The 17,668-nt window shown below is 68.8% G+C and carries 15 protein-coding genes and 1 tRNA gene; 4 read left to right on the forward strand and 12 right to left on the reverse strand.

Annotation, left to right across the window (positions count from 1 at the left end):
- Nucleotides 1–364 precede the first annotated feature (364 nt).
- A complete protein-coding gene (locus GWI72_RS05945; protein WP_161708118.1) occupies nucleotides 365–1,009 on the forward strand; it encodes a TetR/AcrR family transcriptional regulator in 645 nt (214 codons plus the stop codon).
- Here GWI72_RS05945 and GWI72_RS05950 read toward each other — a convergent pair.
- The 7 genes from GWI72_RS05950 to GWI72_RS05980 all read right to left on the reverse strand — a co-directional run bounded on the left by GWI72_RS05950 (nucleotide 1,006) and on the right by GWI72_RS05980 (nucleotide 9,310).
- Entirely contained in the window at nucleotides 1,006–1,830 is an 825-nt protein-coding gene (locus GWI72_RS05950; protein WP_161672862.1) for an MBL fold metallo-hydrolase, read from the reverse strand. The two genes, GWI72_RS05945 and GWI72_RS05950, sit on opposite strands and share 4 nt — an antisense overlap.
- On the reverse strand, nucleotides 1,827–2,615 hold the full coding sequence (locus GWI72_RS05955; protein ID WP_161708119.1) for a TatD family hydrolase: 789 nt from the start codon (nucleotides 2,613–2,615) through the stop codon (nucleotides 1,827–1,829). The genes GWI72_RS05950 and GWI72_RS05955 overlap by 4 nt, the downstream gene beginning before the upstream one ends.
- 336 nt (nucleotides 2,616–2,951) lie before the next feature.
- The gene (gene metG / locus GWI72_RS05960; RefSeq protein ID WP_161708120.1) at nucleotides 2,952–4,514 is read right to left on the reverse strand and encodes a methionine--tRNA ligase; all 1,563 of its coding nucleotides are present in this window, start codon (nucleotides 4,512–4,514) and stop codon (nucleotides 2,952–2,954) included.
- A gap of 87 nt (nucleotides 4,515–4,601) precedes the next feature.
- A complete protein-coding gene (locus tag GWI72_RS05965; protein ID WP_161672867.1) occupies nucleotides 4,602–5,675 on the reverse strand; it encodes a DNA polymerase III subunit delta' in 1,074 nt (357 codons plus the stop codon).
- Entirely contained in the window at nucleotides 5,668–6,324 is a 657-nt protein-coding gene (tmk, locus tag GWI72_RS05970) for a dTMP kinase (protein ID WP_161708121.1), read from the reverse strand. Before tmk ends, GWI72_RS05965 begins: the two co-directional genes overlap by 8 nt.
- Before the next feature lie 40 nt (nucleotides 6,325–6,364).
- On the reverse strand, nucleotides 6,365–7,639 hold the full coding sequence (locus tag GWI72_RS05975; RefSeq protein WP_161708122.1) for a D-alanyl-D-alanine carboxypeptidase family protein: 1,275 nt from the start codon (nucleotides 7,637–7,639) through the stop codon (nucleotides 6,365–6,367).
- Nucleotides 7,640–7,900: 261 nt separating this feature from the next.
- Nucleotides 7,901–9,310, reverse strand: coding sequence for a septal ring lytic transglycosylase RlpA family protein (locus tag GWI72_RS05980; RefSeq protein WP_390805931.1), 1,410 nt, complete (start codon nucleotides 9,308–9,310; stop codon nucleotides 7,901–7,903).
- Between the two features lie 954 nt (nucleotides 9,311–10,264).
- Between GWI72_RS05980 and GWI72_RS05985 the strand changes: the two genes are divergently transcribed.
- Nucleotides 10,265–10,354 (forward strand) — tRNA-Ser (locus GWI72_RS05985).
- 214 nt (nucleotides 10,355–10,568) lie between these two features.
- Here the strand turns inward: GWI72_RS05985 and GWI72_RS05990 are convergent.
- Entirely contained in the window at nucleotides 10,569–11,303 is a 735-nt protein-coding gene (locus GWI72_RS05990; RefSeq protein WP_161708123.1) for an alpha/beta fold hydrolase, read from the reverse strand.
- Between the two features lie 532 nt (nucleotides 11,304–11,835).
- Here GWI72_RS05990 and GWI72_RS20380 point away from each other — a divergent pair.
- Together GWI72_RS20380 and GWI72_RS06000 are read left to right on the forward strand one after the other, a co-directional pair.
- Nucleotides 11,836–12,939, forward strand: a complete 1,104-nt coding sequence (locus GWI72_RS20380) for an HD domain-containing phosphohydrolase (RefSeq protein WP_161672875.1) — start codon at nucleotides 11,836–11,838, stop codon at nucleotides 12,937–12,939.
- A gap of 133 nt (nucleotides 12,940–13,072) precedes the next feature.
- Nucleotides 13,073–14,299 (forward strand): PQQ-dependent sugar dehydrogenase, encoded by a 1,227-nt coding sequence (locus tag GWI72_RS06000; protein ID WP_244314207.1) that lies wholly within the window; start codon nucleotides 13,073–13,075, stop codon nucleotides 14,297–14,299.
- Between the two features lie 100 nt (nucleotides 14,300–14,399).
- On the opposite strand, the gene GWI72_RS06005 is transcribed toward GWI72_RS06000, so the two are convergent.
- The 4 genes from GWI72_RS06005 to GWI72_RS06020 form a co-directional block, all read right to left on the reverse strand.
- Nucleotides 14,400–14,615: a hypothetical protein gene (locus tag GWI72_RS06005; RefSeq protein ID WP_161672877.1), complete on the reverse strand. Its 216-nt coding sequence runs from the start codon at nucleotides 14,613–14,615 to the stop codon at nucleotides 14,400–14,402.
- A 127-nt stretch (nucleotides 14,616–14,742) separates the two neighbouring features.
- Nucleotides 14,743–15,525, reverse strand: coding sequence for a heme ABC transporter ATP-binding protein (locus tag GWI72_RS06010; protein ID WP_161708124.1), 783 nt, complete (start codon nucleotides 15,523–15,525; stop codon nucleotides 14,743–14,745).
- 4 nt (nucleotides 15,526–15,529) lie between these two features.
- Nucleotides 15,530–16,621: a FecCD family ABC transporter permease gene (locus GWI72_RS06015; RefSeq protein ID WP_348272644.1), complete on the reverse strand. Its 1,092-nt coding sequence runs from the start codon at nucleotides 16,619–16,621 to the stop codon at nucleotides 15,530–15,532.
- A 113-nt stretch (nucleotides 16,622–16,734) separates the two neighbouring features.
- Nucleotides 16,735–17,658, reverse strand: coding sequence for a heme/hemin ABC transporter substrate-binding protein (locus GWI72_RS06020; RefSeq protein WP_179956128.1), 924 nt, complete (start codon nucleotides 17,656–17,658; stop codon nucleotides 16,735–16,737).
- Nucleotides 17,659–17,668: the final 10 nt, after the last annotated feature.

The raw sequence follows: 17,668 nt of genomic DNA on the forward strand, positions 1-17,668 counted from the left end.
TTGACCAGTCGGAGATCCGCCGCCCTCCGCCGCTGCGGGGACCGAGCGGCGATCGGGGCCCTCCCCGGCCGTCCGGGCCGGAGAAGAAACGGGGTCGATGCTGGCGGGGACGCTGTCGGACACGGGTTCCGTCCTTCGAGAACTGTTCCAGAGGTCGGACCGCTCGCCCGCCTGCAGGCGCTATTGACTGAACGGTTCGGTCAATGCGTTATAGACCTGCCCGGCATGGCTGGCAAGAGGCCGTGTCCGGACATGGCAAAAGGCAATTCGGGCGGTCCCGCGCAGGCAGCATTTGACAGGCCCCGGCGGAAAACCTAACCAGATCCCGGGGCCGCAGCGGTGGCCCCTCAGCAACGGAACGACGATGACATCCGGATCCCCCCGAGCGGCCGCCCAGCCCGGCGACGACCGCCAGGACAGCGCCAAGCGCAACCAGATCCTCGACGGCGCGCGTCAGGTGTTTCGCGCCAACGGCTTCGACGGCACCAGCATGGATGCGGTCGCCCGGGAAGCCGGCGTGTCCAAGGGCACGCTCTACGTCTATTTCGACAGCAAGGAAGCCCTGTTCAAGGCGCTGATCCTGAAGGACCGTTTCGACCAGCCGGAAAGCTGCCTGCAGATCCCGGCGACCATCGGCGACCTGGAACACGACCTCAAGACCATCGCCGGCCTCTATCTGGCCAAGATGATGCAGCCGGACATGATCTCGATGCTGCGCATGGTCATCGGCGCCACCGAAAAGTTCCCTGACTTCGGCCGCCTGCTCTACGAGGAAGGCCCGCTGCGCGGGCGCGAGAACCTCAAGGAGTTCCTGCGCCCGCATATCGCTGCCGGCGCCCTGGAGATCGAGGACGAGGACGTGGCCGCCTGGCACTTTCTCGACCTGTGCATTGCCGGCACGTTGCGGCGCATGCTGCTGAACGTCGGTGACGCCCCCACCGACGCGGAGCGAACCGCCACGGTCAACGCCGCCGTCCGCGTTTTCCTCAAGGCCTACGGGCGGAGCTAACCGACCGAGACCCTGCCCTCACCGAGGCGCAGCACCATGCCGTCATGGGCCGGAATGACGCCCCTGGGCAGTTCCTGCGTCAGGGCCGCGTGGTCCATGTCGTTGTGCATGTTGGTCAAGACGGCCTGCGCCGGCTGCAGGTCGGCGATCCAGCCGAGCGCATCAGCGAGCGAGAAATGGCTCGGGTGCTGCGTCCGCCGCAGGGCGTCAATGATCCAGAGCCTGAGTCCTGCAAAGCGCGTCACCGCCTCCTCCGGAATGCCGGAAACGTCGGGCAGATAAGCCACATCGTCGAAGCGGAAGCCGAGCGCATCGATGTCGCCGTGATGCACCTCGATGGGCAGGAAGCGGATGTCGCCCCCCTGCCCGCTGATCACCGTCTCCACGTCCTTCACCAGCCGGAATTCGTCGAGGATCGGCGGATAGGACGAGCCCGGCGGCGTCTCGAAACAATAGCCGAAGGCCTCGCGCGAGCGGCGCGAGGTTTCCGCGTCCATGTAGACGGGAATGCGCCGGCGTTCGCGGATGGCAAACATGCGCAGGTCATCGATCCCGTGCAAATGGTCGGCGTGGGCGTGGGTGTAGAGCACGGCGTCGACGTGATCGACCCCGGCGTCCAGCAGCTGCTCGCGCATGTCCGGGCCGGTGTCGATCAGAACGGTCGTCGCCCCGGCCTCTCCGATCCGGCGCACGAGGATCGAGCAACGCCGCCGCCGGTTCTTCGGGTTGCGCGGATCGCAGCTGCCCCAGTCGTTGCCGATCCGGGGCACGCCGCCGGACGAGCCGCAGCCGAGGATGGTGATTTCCAGCTCTGCGCTCATGCGGCCTCCGGGCGCGGCACCTTGGAAAACAGGCGGAAGAAATTCTCGCTCGTCTGCCGCGCCATCTCCTCCGGCGACACCCCGTGCACCTCGGCGAGCGTCTCGTTGGTGAAGGCGGTATAGGCCGGTTCGTTGCGCTGGCCGCGCCGGGGCTGCGGCGCCAGATAGGGGCTGTCGGTTTCCACCAGCAGCCGGTCGCGCGGCACGCTGGCGGCAATCGCGCGGATCTCGTCGGAGCGCTTGAAGGTCAGGATGCCGGAGAAGGAGACATAGAGCCCCAGCTCCACCCCGCGCCGGGCAAGCTCGGGCCCCGACGAGAAGCAGTGCAGCACCGCGCGGAAAGCCCCCTTTTCCATCTCGGTGCTCAGGATGGCGATCATGTCGTCATCGGCATCGCGCGAATGGATCACCAGCGGCAGCTGGGTCCGGCGCGCCGCCTCGATATGGGTGACGAGACCTGCCGCCTGCGCCTCGCGCGGCGACTTGTCGTAGAAGTAATCGAGGCCGCATTCGCCGATGGCGACCACCTTCGGGTGCGCCGCCAGCCGTTCCAGCTCGTCCGCCGTGATGTCCAGTTCCTCATGGGCGTTGTGCGGATGGGTGCCGACCGAGCAATAGACGCTGTCGTAATGTTCAGCGATTGCAAGCACTTGCGGGAACTTCCGCACGCGGGTCGAGATCGACACCATCAGCTTCACCCCGGCCGCATGCGCGCGCGCGATGACCGCATCGCGCTCCTCGGCAAAGTCGGGGAAATCCAGGTGGCAATGACTGTCGACAAGCATGGGACATCCTGTGGAAAACGACTGTAGAACTCTGTTGCTCATCCGTGGAGGAAAAGCCTCGTCGCGTCCGGCTCCCCCTGCTCAGGTCCTGATCCGGCACACCTGCCGCCAGCCGCAGCGCCCCTCACCCCCCTTGAGAGGGAGATGTCTGCGACAGCAGACAGAGGGGGGGGTCAGCCTGTCGACACGAAACCACGTCCCGGATGATCGGAGGGACCGTTACCCCCCTCCGCCCCCTGGCGGGGGCAGCTCCCCCCTCAAGGGGGAGAGGGGTGCTGCGGCCAAAGGCTCGGCCTTGACCGGCCGGGCCAGACCCGGGCTTTCGCCCCTCCCCGCTCAGCCTTCGCCCGCCTCTGCCTCCGGCTCGACATAGCGCGGGAAGGCCTGTTCCGGCTTGGTGATGGCAACGCCCGGAGCCAGCCGCCCGGCCGCGCCAAGCGTTGCAAAGCTGCGCTGGCCCGCCGGAACCTGCAGGCCATCCAGCAGCTTGGAGGCCGCCAGCGGCGTCACCGGCTGGGCCAGGATCGCGATCTGGCGGATCACCTCGGCCGTGACATAGAGCACGGTGTTCATGCGCGCCGGATCGGTCTTCTTCAGCGCCCAGGGCTCTTGCGCGGCGAAATAGCGGTTCGCCTCGGCCACGCACGCCCAGACGCAATTGAGCGCCTGGTGGATCTCCTGCTTGCCGAATGCCGCGCGGCAGGTCTCCAGCATGGCGTCCGCCTGATCCAGGATCGCCTGGTCGGCCTCGGAGAACGCCCCCGGCTGCGGCAGCGCGCCGTCACAGTTCTTGGCAATCATTGACAGCGAACGCGAGGCCAGGTTGCCCAGGTCATTGGCCAGATCCGCATTGATGCGGTTGACGATGGCCTCGTGGCTGTAGTTGCCGTCCTGCCCGAACGGCACCTCGCGCAGGAAGAAATAGCGCGTCTGGTCGAGGCCGTAATGCTCGACCAGGTTGAACGGATCGATGACGTTGCCGACCGACTTCGACATCTTCTCGCCGCGGTTGAACAGGAAACCATGCGCATAGACGCGCTTGGGCAGCGGCAGACCGGCCGCCATCAGGAAGGCCGGCCAGTAGACCGCGTGGAAGCGGATGATGTCCTTGCCGATGACATGCACATCCGCCGGCCAGTAGGCCCACTTGGGATCGCTCTCATCCGGGAAGCCGACGCCGGTGATGTAGTTGGTGAGCGCGTCCACCCAGACATACATCACATGCCGCTCGTCATCCGGCACGGGAATGCCCCAGTCGAAGGTGGTGCGCGACACGGACAGGTCCTTCAGGCCGCGGCTGACGAAGCTGACGATCTCGTTGCGGCGCTCCGACGGGCCGATGAAATCGGGGTTGGCCTCGTAATGGGCCAGCAGGCGATCCTGATAGGCGCTGAGACGGAAGAAGTAGCTCTCCTCCTCGACCCATTCCACGGGCGTGCCCTGCGGGCCGTAGCGCACCCCGTCCGGGCGCAGCTCCGTCTCGCCTTCCTGATAATAGGCCTCGTCTCGGACGGAGTACCAGCCGGAGTAGCTGTCCTTGTAGATGTCGCCATTGGCCAGCATCCGGCGCCAGATTTCCTGGCTCGACTTGTAATGCCGCTCCTCGCTGGTGCGGATGAAGTCGTTGTTGGTGCAGCCGAGCGTCTCGACCATCGCGCGGAACCGGGCCGAATTGCGGTCCGCCAGCTCGCGGGGCGTGATGCCTTCCTTGCGCGCCGTCTGCAGCATCTTCTGGCCGTGCTCGTCCGTGCCGGTCAGGAAGTACACATCCTTGCCGTCCAGCCGCTGGAACCGCGCCATGGCGTCCGTCGCAATCGCCTCATAGGCATGGCCGATGTGCGGCACGCCGTTGGGATAGGAGATCGCGGTGGTGATGTAGTAGCGGGGCTTGTCGGTCATCAGGGTCGGGCGCTTTCAGCGAGGGGCGGACAGGTGTCGGAGGACGGCCAGGCAAAGGTCAGCGGCGGAGGCGCGCGGGCGGCACGCTCATCCCGGCATTCGCATGACTTCGGAAAGGCTCCGGAACACGTCGATGACAACCTGCTTCTTGTCGAGATTGAGCGCTTCGGCCTCGGCCGCCGCGCGGCCCATCTTTTCCCATACCTCCGTCCACCTGACAAGCCGCGAGGGGCTGGCAAGATCGGCGCCGGACAGCCGGCCATGCAGCCAGTCGCGGGTCACCGCCAGAAAGGCCTCCCAGTTGTCGGTCTGGCCGCGGGCTGCGACCAGGTCGGCGAAGGCATGCAGCTCGGCGACGGGCACCCGGGGCAGCCGCTCCGCCAGCGCCAGGAAGCCGCGGTTGACCGCCAGCCCCTCGCCCGCCATCAGCAGAAGGGCTGCCCGCAGGCTGCCATCGGCAAAGCGGGCGATGTCGGCCAACGTCGCCGCGTCGGGGCTGTGACCGGCGACCGCCGGGAGCGCCCCGGCGATCTCCGCCGGCGACAGGGGGCCGAGTTCGAGCCGGCGACAGCGCGAGCGGATCGTCGGGAGCAGGCGACCGGGTGCATGCGACAGCACCAGGAACAGGGAGTTGGGCGGCGGTTCCTCGAGGATCTTCAGGAGCGCATTGGCCGAGGAGGCATTCATGTCGTCCGCCGCATCGACAATGCAGATCCGCCAGCCGGCGCCCGAGGCCGTGGTGCCGAAGAAGGACACGGTGCGGCGCACCTCCTCCACCGGCAGCGCCTGCTTGAAGCGTTTGCCCTTGTCGTCCCAGGGGCGGCGCAGATGCAGGATGTTGGGATGGGCGCCGGCCGCCACCTGCCGCGCCACGGGATGGTCCGGCGCCACGGCCAGGCTTTCGGCAGCAGCCACGGCGGGTGAGAACCGGTCGGGATGGGCCAGCGCAAAACGGGCAAAGCGGAACGCCAGCGTGGCCTTGCCGATGCCCTTCGGCCCGCCGATCAGCCAGGCATGGTGAAACCGTGCCGATCCATACGCGGTGATCAGCTCGCGTTCCACGCTGTGGTGGCCGTAGAACGCCGGCTGGGCACGCGGCAGGGCGACGCCCTCGATCTCGTCGATCTCGGGGGCAGCCTCGATCTCCTGTGCCCTAGCCACGGCCGGCGTCCTCCAGTCCGAGGCGGGTCGTGACCGCCTGCCAGATCGCCGCCTCGACGGCGGCCACGTCGCCGGCACCGTCGACCACGGCAATGCGGTCCGGTTCGTTCTCGGCCAGCTCGAGGAAAAGCGACCGGCGTCGCTCGTGCACGGCGAGCGTGTCGGCCTCGAACCGGTCCGGGGCGGCACCGGAGGGATTGTGGCTGCGCGCCTCGACCCGCTTCAGGCCCACATCCGCCGGCACGTCGATCAGCACGGTGAGGTCCGGCTTCAGGCCGGCGGTGGCGGCAAGCTCCAGCAGGTCCAGCATCTGACCGTCAACGCCGGCCTCGCCCTGGTAGACGCGGGTCGAATCGGCATAGCGGTCGCAGAGCACCCATTTGCCCGCCGCCAGCCCCGGACGAATGGTGGCATCGACGTGATCGGCGCGGGCGGCGGCAAAGAGCATGGCTTCCCCGCGCGGGCCGAGGCTTTTGGCCTTGCCGGACAAGAGCACCTCGCGGATCATTTCCGCGCCGGGCGACCCGCCGGGCTCGCGCGTGACGACGACCTCGAGGCCGGCCTTTTCCAGGCGGTCACGCAGGCGGCGGATCTGCGTGGACTTGCCCGCGCCCTCTCCGCCCTCGAAGGTGATGAACCTGCCCTGCACTGCAACCTCTTGACTGCGGCAGCCCTGGCGCTGCCTGCCCCTACATCCAGCCGAACAGCAGTTCGGTCACACCGTTCACTGCCCGCTGGCGCAGCGTTCCGGTCTCGACGGCGCCACCGGTGACCACGGGTGCCTTGTAGACCACCACGTCGTCCGGGCCAATCACCCTCAGCTCGCCGACCTCCGTTCCCGGCGTGACGGGTGCGATCAGCGGCCCGCGGTAGACCAGACGCAGGCGGTAGTTCATGCTGGCACCGACCGGCAACAGCACCGCGATGTCGCGGCCAGCCACCAGCGGGACACTGGTCGCCACGCCGCCGAACACCCGCGCCTCGCCCACAGCGGCGCCCGCGACGAACAGGGTCTGCGTGGCAAAGCTCTCCCACGCCGCATCGGCAAGCTCCTTGAGCGCCTGCAGCCGGGCCTTGTCGTTGGGCAGGCCAGCCAGCACCCCGACGATCCGGCGGCCCTCGCGCTCCACCGTGATCAGGCCGGAAAAGCCGTCGCGTTCGGACTGACCGCCCGCCAGACCGTCAAGGCCCCGGATCTCGCCGAGAAACGGGTTCTTGTTGCGCTGGAAGATGTTGTTCCAGGTGAAGTCGGCCTGCGTGAACAGGGCGAGCCGGTCAGCGTGCCGCTCGAGAAGATGGCGGGCCAGCGTGACCATGTCGCGGGCTGTCACCGTCGAGGCGTCGGCGTCCAGTCCGGTCGGGCTGCGGAAGCGGGATCCGGTGAGGCCGATCTCCAGCCCGAAGCGGGTCATCCGCTCGGCAAAGGCCGCCTCGGATCCGGCCAGCCCTTCAGCCAGCACGATGGCGGCGTCATTGGCGTTGTGGACGATCAGGCCGGCCAGCAGGTCCTTGACCGCAATCTGGCTTTTCACGGCGGCAAACATCGTTGCCCCGCGCGACGGCGCGCCGCCCGTGCGCCAGGCATGTTCCGAGACGGTGTACAGCGTGTCAGCGCTGATCTCGCCCTTGGCCAGGGCGTCGAACACCACCACTGCCGTCATCACCTTGGCGAGCGACCCCGGCGCGAAGGGCTTGTCGGCCTCCTTGGCATAGAGCAGCGTGTCTGCGGTGATGTCGTAAAGGAAGGCGATGGGCGCCCGGGTCTCGATCGCCTCGGCCCGGGCTGGCGAAAAGGCCGGCGCAATGGCCAGAGATAGGGCAACACCAAGGGAGAGGGTCGGAAGCAGCGACAGGGCCAGGCGGACGGGCGCCCGCCTGCGGCGTCGGGTTTCTGCGCGCCGGAACCCGCAAAGACTGCTGACGACGCCGGACCATGCGCGACCCGTCAGCTCCCAGAGGGACATGCGGCACCTTCCGATGGGGCCAAGATCACCAACCAACAGGCTCTCCCTTCCTGCCGACCCGGACCCGTGCCGCAAGACTGGCCGGCTGCGACGACGCCGCGTCAGCCAGTCACCGACCACCTGAGCGGCCCCTTGTCCCGGCCAGACAGGCCCGCAAGGGGCTACGCCGGATCCGATGCGACCAGATCGACGGAACCCGGTTTGCCTGCAACTGGCCCGTCAGCGCCAGACCTCCGGCGAGCGGGCGCGAGCCCGCCCTCGTCAGCGGTCCAGCCGGTTGAGCGGAACGGAAGTCGCCTCGAAGCTGCCGAAGGCGGAATAGGCCGCATTGATGCGGTCGTTGGCGGCAAAGGAAGAGATCGCACCGCCCGTCAGCAGGTTGCGCGGGCCGTTGACGGCCGGCTGCAGCGCATCAAAGGGCGAGGCGGCCGGCTGCGGGGCAAAGGCCGCCGGCTGCGACAGGCCTGCGGGCGGAATGCGGACCGGGAGGGTGCCGAGGGTCTGGGGCGGAGCGCCGAGACCGGGCTGGCCCAGATCGGGCGCAGCCGGACCAGCGCCGGGCGACACGGCAGCGGGCAGCGGAGCAAGGGTCTGGGGCGCGAGGGTCTGGGGCGCAGCGCCAAGCGGGGCGGCCGCGGGAGCAACCTGGCTTGCCGAGGCCACCATCACGCCCGAAATGCCGGTCTCGAAGGCAAGGGCCGGATCATAGGCAATCTGATAGGCGGGATTGCTGACCGGCGTGGAGCCGGAGGCGCTTGCCACCGTGATCATCGAGGTCATCAGCAGCGGACGCGGCGACGGGGCGCGGATGCCGCCGGCAGACGGAGCTGCGCCGAGCGCGTCGGCGGCCGAGGCGACCTGGACCGAAGCCGCCGGCACGGGCGCGGACGGTGTGGTGGCGCGCGCGGCGGGCTGGGCCGGCGGGGTTGCCTGCGCAATCATCGTGCCCGGCATCGTGCCGCCCGGCGTGACCGCATCCGGGCCGGAATAGGAGGCCAGCAGGAAGGCTTCGTCCTGGCCATGCAGCGGCGCACGCCCCACATATTCCACCTTCACCTTGGCGACACCCGCCGCCTTGGTGCCCAGCATCTTGGCGACACGCTGCGACAGGTCGATCTCGCGGTTGCCGTGGAACGGGCCACGGTCGTTGACGCGCACGATCATCGAGCGGCCGTTGGCGAGGTTGGTCACGCGGGCGTAGGAGGGCAGCGGCATGGTCGTATGCGCGGCCGTCAGGGCGTTGCGGTCGTAGATCTCGCCGTTGGCGGTCTTGCGACCGTGGAAGGCCTCGCCGTACCAGGAGGCAAAGCCGACCTTCTTGTAATCGGGATCTTCCTTGGGATGATACCAGCGTCCGGCGACCTTGTAGGGCTGGCCAACGATGTCGCGGCCGCCGCCCCGCGGTACGGGCTGGCCGTCGGCCACCACGCGCGGGCTGGCCTTCACGCCATACTTGGATTCCGGAAAAAATTCGGTGGACCGCTTCTTGGGCGGGGTCGAGGCGCAGCCGGCAAGCGCGAGCGCTGCAGCCATGGCGACCAGGATGCCGGACGACATCCGGCGGGCGGACCTGCCTGCGCTTGCGGGAGACGGGATACCGTGTGCCGCGCCGGCGGTGCCAGCGCTGTCGTCGGTCTGGCCGGCTTCGGCCATCGGGGTCTGTCGGCTCACGCCAATCCCTTGCATTCTGCCGTCCCACTCATCACGCGTCTGGCGGCCCCAAGCACACGCGGTCCAATTCAACCGGAAATCCGGCGTCGTGTCACGCGGTCATGCAGCTGATCGTCCGGATGGCCATCTCGTCAAGGATGGCCTTAACCATGTCGGTTCAGGCGCACGCAACAGCCCCACTCCGCCCCCGCAGAATTGGACTGACCGCAGTTAACCCCATAGTCGTTACCCGATCCTTAACCGTGAGCCAAGCGCGGAATTGAACCGGGCGCGGCGCGAGCCGAAAGCTGCGGTTTTTCCTGCCCTTGCGTCCTGCGGGTCTTGCTGCCCGACCCGGACGTGAGTGCCAACCGTCTCGCCACAGGCCCCCTCGCCCTTGCGATTCCCCCCTCTCTCCCCCTCCCCGCCCCGCCTCCTCTCCCCGTCGCCACAGCCTGGTGCCGGTGCCTCTCGCGGCACCTGTCCCTTGGCTTGAGCTGGGCTGGTCTCGCCTGCGCCGTCATCCTGATGCAGACCCGGGGCGGGTCGCACGGCTGGCCCCCGCGGCCCGCAGGGTCGGTGGTCTGACAACGTCAGGCCGGCCGCGCAGGACTGGCAGGGCAGCACTGGCCGCTTCGGACTGTCGGGAAAGGACCGTCAGGAAAGAGCTGTCAGGAAAGAACTGTCAGGGAGCGGCGCGGGGCCGGATCGGACAGTTTGTGATGATCATCACACCGCCGCCATGTCCGCCCGGCTACCAAGGAAGCACTGCAGCCGGCCGCCCCGCCGCGCCGCAGGCTGGGGCCCTCCCGGCACCGGCCGTCGACCCGACCCCCTGCCCACTCATGCGGGTCGACGGCCCCCTTCCCGTCCACATCCATCTTCGGCACGACACCTGAGCCCGGCGGCAGCGTCCCCAGACACCCGCAGCCGCACGCTTGACTTTGCGGACCAAAGACGGGAAACGAAACGAACGGAAGAGTGGCCGAGTGGTTTAAGGCACCGGTCTTGAAAACCGGCGAGCGTGCAAGCGTTCCGTGGGTTCGAATCCCACCTCTTCCGCCAACACTTTGTTTCAAGACATCTCGGCGCGTCCCGAATCCTGCTGTTTTTCCGGGGGTTTCGCCAGGTTCGTTTGTCGCGGCGTCCGGTCTCGTCTCACGTCATCTCACCCGTTTTGGGGCGCCGGATGGAGGGACGATCGTCTTTGCAACACCACCGCTGCAAATGCGTGACAGGCCGCACCCGGCGTTTTTGGAGTGGCATCGCAGGCACTGTTTCAAGACCTGACGCTCTCCTCAACCTCCGCCAGAAACGCGGTGATGGCGGCAAGCGTCTCGGCTTCGTGGCTGCGGTGCGGAAAGTGGCCGGCGTCCTCGATCAGGAGGGACTGGACCGGACCGCGCGCGCGATCGGCAATGCGCTGGAGCTGGGCGGGCGAGCCATATTCGTCCTGCGCGCCGTGGATCAGCAGCAGCGGCTGGCGGATGGCCGGCAGAACCGCGTCGAGGCTCCAGCCATCGAAGGCCGGAGACAGCCACGAGCCGATCCAGGCATCCAGCACCCAGTCGGTGCGTGCGCCGTGGTACCGGGCGAGCTTTTCCCGCATTGCCGGGTTGGCGAACTCCGCTTCCGCCGCACGGATGCCGGCCCGGGTCCTGTCTTCCAGAACGCTCTGCGCGGCAATCGTGATGGCGGCGCGGCAGCGGTCGGGCCAGGCGGCGGCGATGGCGAGCGTCATGCCGCCGCCGACGCTGTGGCCGGCAGCGATGAACGTGTCGATGCGCAGCCCCGCCAGGACATCGGCAAAGGTGCCGAGCGCCTCGCCCTCGACGAAATCCGGGGCCGGACGTGCGTGCAGGCGCTGTGACTGGCCGAAGCCCGGCCGGTCATAGGCGATCACGGTGCGGCCCGTGCGCCGGGCCAGACGTTCGGGCAGGTCGCGCCACAGCGCAATGCAGCCAAGGGAATCATGCAGGAGAATGATGGGGGCAAGGTCTGCCTTGCGCCGCACCTCCGGCGCCGATGCGCGAAGCCCCTGAGTGTCGGTGCCCGGCCCGTTTCCTTGCGGCGCGTGCCACTGCCGCGCGGCCACGTCCGCGGTGCCTGCGCCGTGCCGGACGGCAATCCGGTGATCCGTCACCCGCATCTCGCGACCCGCCTCGTCCCGAGGGGCAGCATCGCCGCCAGATCCTGCGGTTTTTTCTCGGGCCTGGCCCGCTGCCCGTGTCGCCATGATGGTCCGATTGCCCCGCTTCCGATGCCCTGCGCTGCCCTCTTGTCATGCCGGACGAAAGCGGACGAGCCGGCCAAAGGGAGGAGGCCGTGGCCCCGGCAGCAGGACGGCGATCGACTGCCTTGCCGGTGGGCTTTCGGAAAATTGCGGCAATGCAGCAGATGCTTCAAATGCCGACTTTCGAGGTAACCCTACGTAAATTATACTAGGCTATGAGATATCAACGATGGCCGGCGGCGCGGGTTGGGTTAAGCTTTGCTTAGGAACTTCGGCCAAAATTTACGGTCGGCGGACTGAGGAGAGGTGTGCGGTGTTCAGGCTTGTGATGCTTGTGACGGATCTGGAGCATTGTCCGGACCTGTTGCACACGATCGGGCAGATGCACCCGGCCGAGATATTCGAGCATCGGGACGTGGCCGAGGCAGATCTGAAGTCTGCCGATCTCGTGCTGGTGGATGTGGCGGAGGGCAGCGATGCCGTCCTGTCCGGCGTCCGCGATGCGCTGGCGCGGGCCGGCAATGCGGCCAGCGTCGGCCTGGTGCGCGGCGGCAACCGCCGTGACAAGATGCAGGCGGACGCGCTCGGTCTTGGACGGATCTGGTCACGGACGCGGCCGGCCAAGGAAGCCTTGCGCGAGATCGAGCTGCAGTTCGGCTCCTACACCGATGTGTCCCTGCCGGCGGAAACACCCGAACAGACCTCCCTCTCCGTCCAGGCCATGAGTGCTGCGCTCGGTGAATGCACCCTGTCGGTGGTGACGGACACGCTGCTGCCGCTGGCGCAGGTGGCCCGGGCCGTGGACGACACGCTGGAGGCTTTCCGCCTCGACGGCATCGACGCCTGGATGTCGGCGGTGCAGATGCACCACAGCCACACCTATTGCCACTCCATGCTGGTCACCGGCTATGCGCTGGCCTTTGCCGATGTGCTGGGCCTGTCCAAGGCCGAGCGCGCCTTCCTGGGGGCCGCGGCCATGCTGCATGACGTCGGCAAGGTCTACATTCCCCTCTCCATTCTCGACAAGCCGGCCAAGCTCACGGACGAGGAATTCGAGATCATCCGCCAGCATCCCGTGCGCTCGCGCGAGATCCTGTCGGCGCAGCCGAACATCTCGCCGGAAGTCATCGACATCGCCGTCCATCATCATGAGTATCTGGATGGCAGCGGCTATCCGGACCGGCTGAAGGGCGACCAGATCAGCCAGAGCGTGCGCATGCTGACGATCTGCGACATCTACGCTGCCCTGATCGAGAAGCGGGCCTACAAGCCTGCCTACAGCCCGCGTCAGGCCTATGGCGTGCTCGTCGACATGGGGCCGAAGATCGACCAGTCGCTCCTGAAGATCTTCCGCACCGTGGCCTTCGAGGTCGACAAGGTCGCCACGGTCAAGCGCAAGGCCAGCGCGACCGGCTGACGCCGCACGGCTTCTCCGTTTTCACGAGGACGTGAGCCTCAGCCGGCAAAGCCTTGCGGCGCCGACCGGGAGCCCCATATCGCTGGGCAACGGCCCGCCCCCGGCGGGCGCCCCGTCCTGCGAAAGGCCTGCCATGCACCGTCAGCCCGTGCCCGTCCTCTCCGCCGATCCCGTCCGCGCCCGCCGCCAGCGACAGGCCTTCGCCGTCGCCGAGGCTGCCCTGGTGCGCCGCCGCCGGCGCCTTGGCCTGATGCTCGGGGCGGGACTGGCGCTCGCGGCGCTGATGGCGCTGGCAGCACCGGCCCGGGCGGACACCATCGCCTCGCAGCAGGCGCGCTTCACCCTGGTCGATGTGGCCCGCGGGCTGGAGAACCCCTGGGGACTTGCCTTCCTGCCGGACGGCCGCATGCTGGTGACCGAGCGTCCCGGCCGGCTCAGGCTGGTCAGTGCCGAGGGCGAGCTGAGCGCGCCGCTCAACGGCGTGCCGGTCGTCTATGACACCGGACAGGGCGGCCTGCTCGACGTGGCCGTCGATCCGCAGTTTGCCGAGAACTCCACGATCTACCTCTCCTATGCCGCGCCGGTTTCGGGCGGCGGGACGACGGCCATCGCCCGGGCGCGGCTGACGCAGTCAGGCCTTTCCGATGTCACGGTGATCTTCACCGCCAAGACCCGGGGGTCCAGCGGCCGGCACTACGGGTCGCGCCTGGCCTTCGGACCGGACGGTTTGCTCTATGCGACCATCGGCGACCATGGCGACGACGACAGCGCGCAGGATCTCGGGCTGCATTCCGGCAAGGTCATCCGCATCACCCGCACGGGCGAGCCTGCGCCGGGCAATCCGTTTATCGGCCGCAGCGGGGCGCTGCCTGAAATCTTCACCTATGGCAACCGCAATCCGCAGGGTCTCACGGTCACGCCCGAGGGCGGCATCTGGGCGCATGAACATGGCCCGCGCGGCGGCGACGAGATCAATGTGCTCCGGGCCGGAGCCAATTACGGCTGGCCGGTCATCACCCATGGCCGCGCCTATTCGGGCCTGAGCATCGGCGAGGGCAAGGAAAAGCCGGGCATGGAACAGGCCATCCATCTCTACGTGCCCTCCATCGCCCCGTCGGGCATGGCTTTCTATTCCGGCAGCCGCTTCCCCGCCTGGCAGGGTGACCTGTTCCTCGGTGCCCTGGCCGGCACGCACCTGAACCGCCTGGAGATCGAAGGCGGCAAGGTCGTCGGAGAAGAGCGCCTGCTCGAGGATCTCGGTGAACGCATCCGCGATGTGCGCAGCGGCCCCGACGGGCATCTTTACCTGCTCACCGATTCCGAGGAAGGTCGCCTGATCCGCATCGCGCCCGCGCGCTGACCGCAGCTCCAGACCCGGGTCTCCCCTGATGTGACCCCTGTTCTGGCCCCTGTTCCGGGGCTCAGGCCCCGTCGGGGACCGCAGGGACGCTCAGGGACCGTCAGGGACGTTTCGGCGCGCTGCCGGATGGCGTCACCACGTCGACGGCCACGCCGGCCGCGCTCGTCGTCACGCCCACGGCCGTGCTGGTGACGGTGCTGACACCGCTCGCCGTGGTCGAGACGATCGCTCCGCCGACGGCAAGGGCGGCGCAGCCCGACAGGGAGCCTGCGGCCGAGGCGGCCACCAGCGCGGACAGGACAAGGGGACGTCGCATGGGGATCTCTCCGGGTGCGGCCTGAACCGCCGGCTTTCCGGCGGCCTGACGCATGGCCTGGCCTTGCACGTCCCTGCAATGGCCGAGCCGGCGTCCGGATGCAAGTGGCAAGCCGGCATTCCCTGGCCTACGCCCCCCGCGCCAGGTGCGGGAGGATGAAAGGCGTGCCGTCGGCCGGCGTCTCGTTTACCGCAAGCCGGCAGCCATAGACGCCGGAGAGGACCGGTCCGGTCAGCGTGTCTGCGGTCGGACCGCAAGCGGCGCACCGTCCGCCGCGCAAGGCAATCACCCGGTCGGCATACATGGCTGTCAGGTTCAGGTCATGCATCACGGCCAGCACGCCGCCGCCCGCCCGGGCATAGGCGCGGGCGAGATCCATGATCAGGATCTGGTGATGGATGTCGAGGCTCGACACGGGCTCGTCGAGAAAGAGCCAGCAGGGGGCCCCGTCGTTCACCGGCTCCCAGATCTGGACGAGCACCCGGGCAAGCTGGGCCCGCTGCTGCTCGCCTCCCGACAGGGTTTCATGGAGCCGGCCACCGAAGCCCGACAGCCCCACCCGCTCGAGCGCCGCGCCGATCAGCTCGGGCTGCGGCCGGCGGGCATGGAAGCCAAGCCCCACCACCTCGGTCACGGTCATCGGGAAGGTGATGACCGAGTGTTGCGGCAGCACCGCCCGTTGCCGGGCGAGCACCGCGGGCGCCAGGCCCGCGATCTCATGGCCGTTCAGTCGGGCCGAGCCGGCATAGCGGTGCTCGCCCGACAGGCCCTTCATCAGCGTGCTCTTGCCGGACCCGTTGGGCCCGATGATCGCGGTCAGCTCGCCCGCGCGGGCGCAGAGGCTGACGTCCTCGACGATCCTGCGTCCGGCCAGCGTCACCGAAAATCCGTCCAGTACCAGGTCGCTCATGCCCTCACCCCAGGGAAAAGCCCCTGCGGGTCAGCAGGATCCAGAGGAAGAACGGCGCGCCCGCCAGCGCCGTCAGGATGCCGATCGGCAGCTCCGCCGGCGCGACAAGGGTGCGCGCCACGGTGTCGGCGGCGATCAGCAGGATGGCGCCCAGCAGCGCGCTGCCGGGCAGCAGGTAGCGGTGATCCGGGCCAATGGTCAGGCGCAGGAGATGCGGCACCACGATGCCGACGAAGCCGATGCCGCCGCTGACGGCCACGCTCGCGCCCGTGGCCGCGGCCACGGCCACGATGGCCAGCCGCTTCTGGCGCTGCACGTTCACGCCAAGGTGTCCGGCCGCCGCCTCCCCCAGCACGAGGGCGTTCAGCGCCCGGGCCAGCAGCGGGCTGAGCAGCAGCACCAGCGCAATGACCGGGCCTGCGGTCAGGATCTTGTCCCAGGTGGCCCCGGCAACCGAGCCAAGGCCCCAGAAGCTCAGATCGCGCAGGGCGCGGTCGTCAGCCACGAAGACAAGCAGGCCGAGCGCGGCACCGGCCAGCGCGCCGAGCGCGATCCCGGCCAGCAGCATGGTGGCGATGTGGGTGGAGCCGCCACGCGTGCCGATGCGGTAGAGCAGCGCGGTCGTGGCGAGGCCGCCGAGAAATGCCGCGAAGGACACGGCATGCCCGCCAAACAGCGCTGTCACCGGGGCAAGCAGCCCCCCGCCCAGAACGATCATCGCGGCAGCGCCGAGTCCCGCCCCGGAGGACACGCCGACGATGCCGGGATCAGCCAGCGGATTGCGGAACAGGCCCTGCATCACGGCGCCGGACACCGCCAGTGAGGCTCCGATCAGGCCGGCCATGATCACCCGGGGCAACCGGATGTCGGCAAGCACGATGACGTCGCGCATGAGCAGCAGGTCGCCCTGCGGCCGCTCGCCGGCCAGCATCAGGCGGATGGCCTCGGGATTTGCGAGCCCCGTGGCGCCGGTCATCAGGGCGGCGAGCGCCGTGGCGACGAGGGCCAGCGCCAGGCAACCGAGGACGATCCGCGCGCGGGGAGCGCGGTCGCCCTCGATCGGCCGGGCCCTGGCGGTTGCGCGTGGTCCGGACACGCTCGCCCCAGAGGCTGCAGACGCTGCAGACGCCCCAGACGGCACAGACGGCCCAGACACCGCAGTCGCGGCGGCCCCGGCGGATGCCTCGAACACGGCAGCGCCACTGCGGCTCATTGCGCGGTGCTTCCGGGTTGGCGCAGGGCCACGGCGAGATCGCGCACGGCTGCGGCCGTGCGCGGCCCGAAGCCGAGCAGATAAAGCCCGTCCATCCGCACCAGACGGCGGCTTGCGGCCGCAGGCGTCAGGGCCAGGGCCGGATGGGCAAAGAGTTCGTCCGCGCCCGCGCCGTGATCCCCACCCCGGTCCATCATCAGGATCACATCCGGTTTCAGTCCGGCAATCGCCTCGTCGGTCAGCTGCTTGTAGCCGGAGAAGGCCTCGACGGCGTTGATCGCGCCGGCCATGCGGATGATGCCGTCGGCAGCCGTGTCGGTGCCGGAGGCAAGCACGCGTCCGCCGGCCAGCGACAGGACGAAGAGCACGCGCGGCTTCGTCTCCCGGGCAGCCGCCTCCGCCATGGCGGCGGCAAGATCGGACCGCACCGCCGCCGAAAGACCGGCGGCCGCGTCGCTCAGGCCGAGGGCGGCCCCAACCCGGTCGATCTTGGCGAGGATCCCCTCGGCGGTGAAGCTTTCGGGTACCATCGCAAGCGGGATGCCGGCCTGCTTGAGGACATCAAGCGCCTCCGGCGGACCGCTGCCCTCGAGCGCTAGGATCGCGTCCGGGGTCACGGCCAGCACGCCCTCGGCATTGAGCGCACGGATGTAGCCGGCATCGGGCAGCGCCTGCGCCTCGGGCGGATAGGTGGAGGTGCTGTCGCGGGCCACCAGCCGGTCCCCGGCCTTCAGCGCATAGACGATTTCCGTCACCGAGCCGCCGATCGCGACAATGCGGCGGGCCTGCGACAGGTCATCGCCCGGACCGGCCCAGGCGGCGGAGAGGCTGAGCGCGAGGCTCACATGGGCGGCGGCGGCGGCAATCAGGGCGACGGCCTTGCGGTTGCCTCCCTTGCGTCGGGTCTCGGCAGCAGACATCTCAGTCATT

It is taken from the genome of Pannonibacter sp. XCT-53 (genome assembly GCF_009915765.1).
Lineage (GTDB): Bacteria > Pseudomonadota > Alphaproteobacteria > Rhizobiales > Stappiaceae > Pannonibacter > Pannonibacter tanglangensis.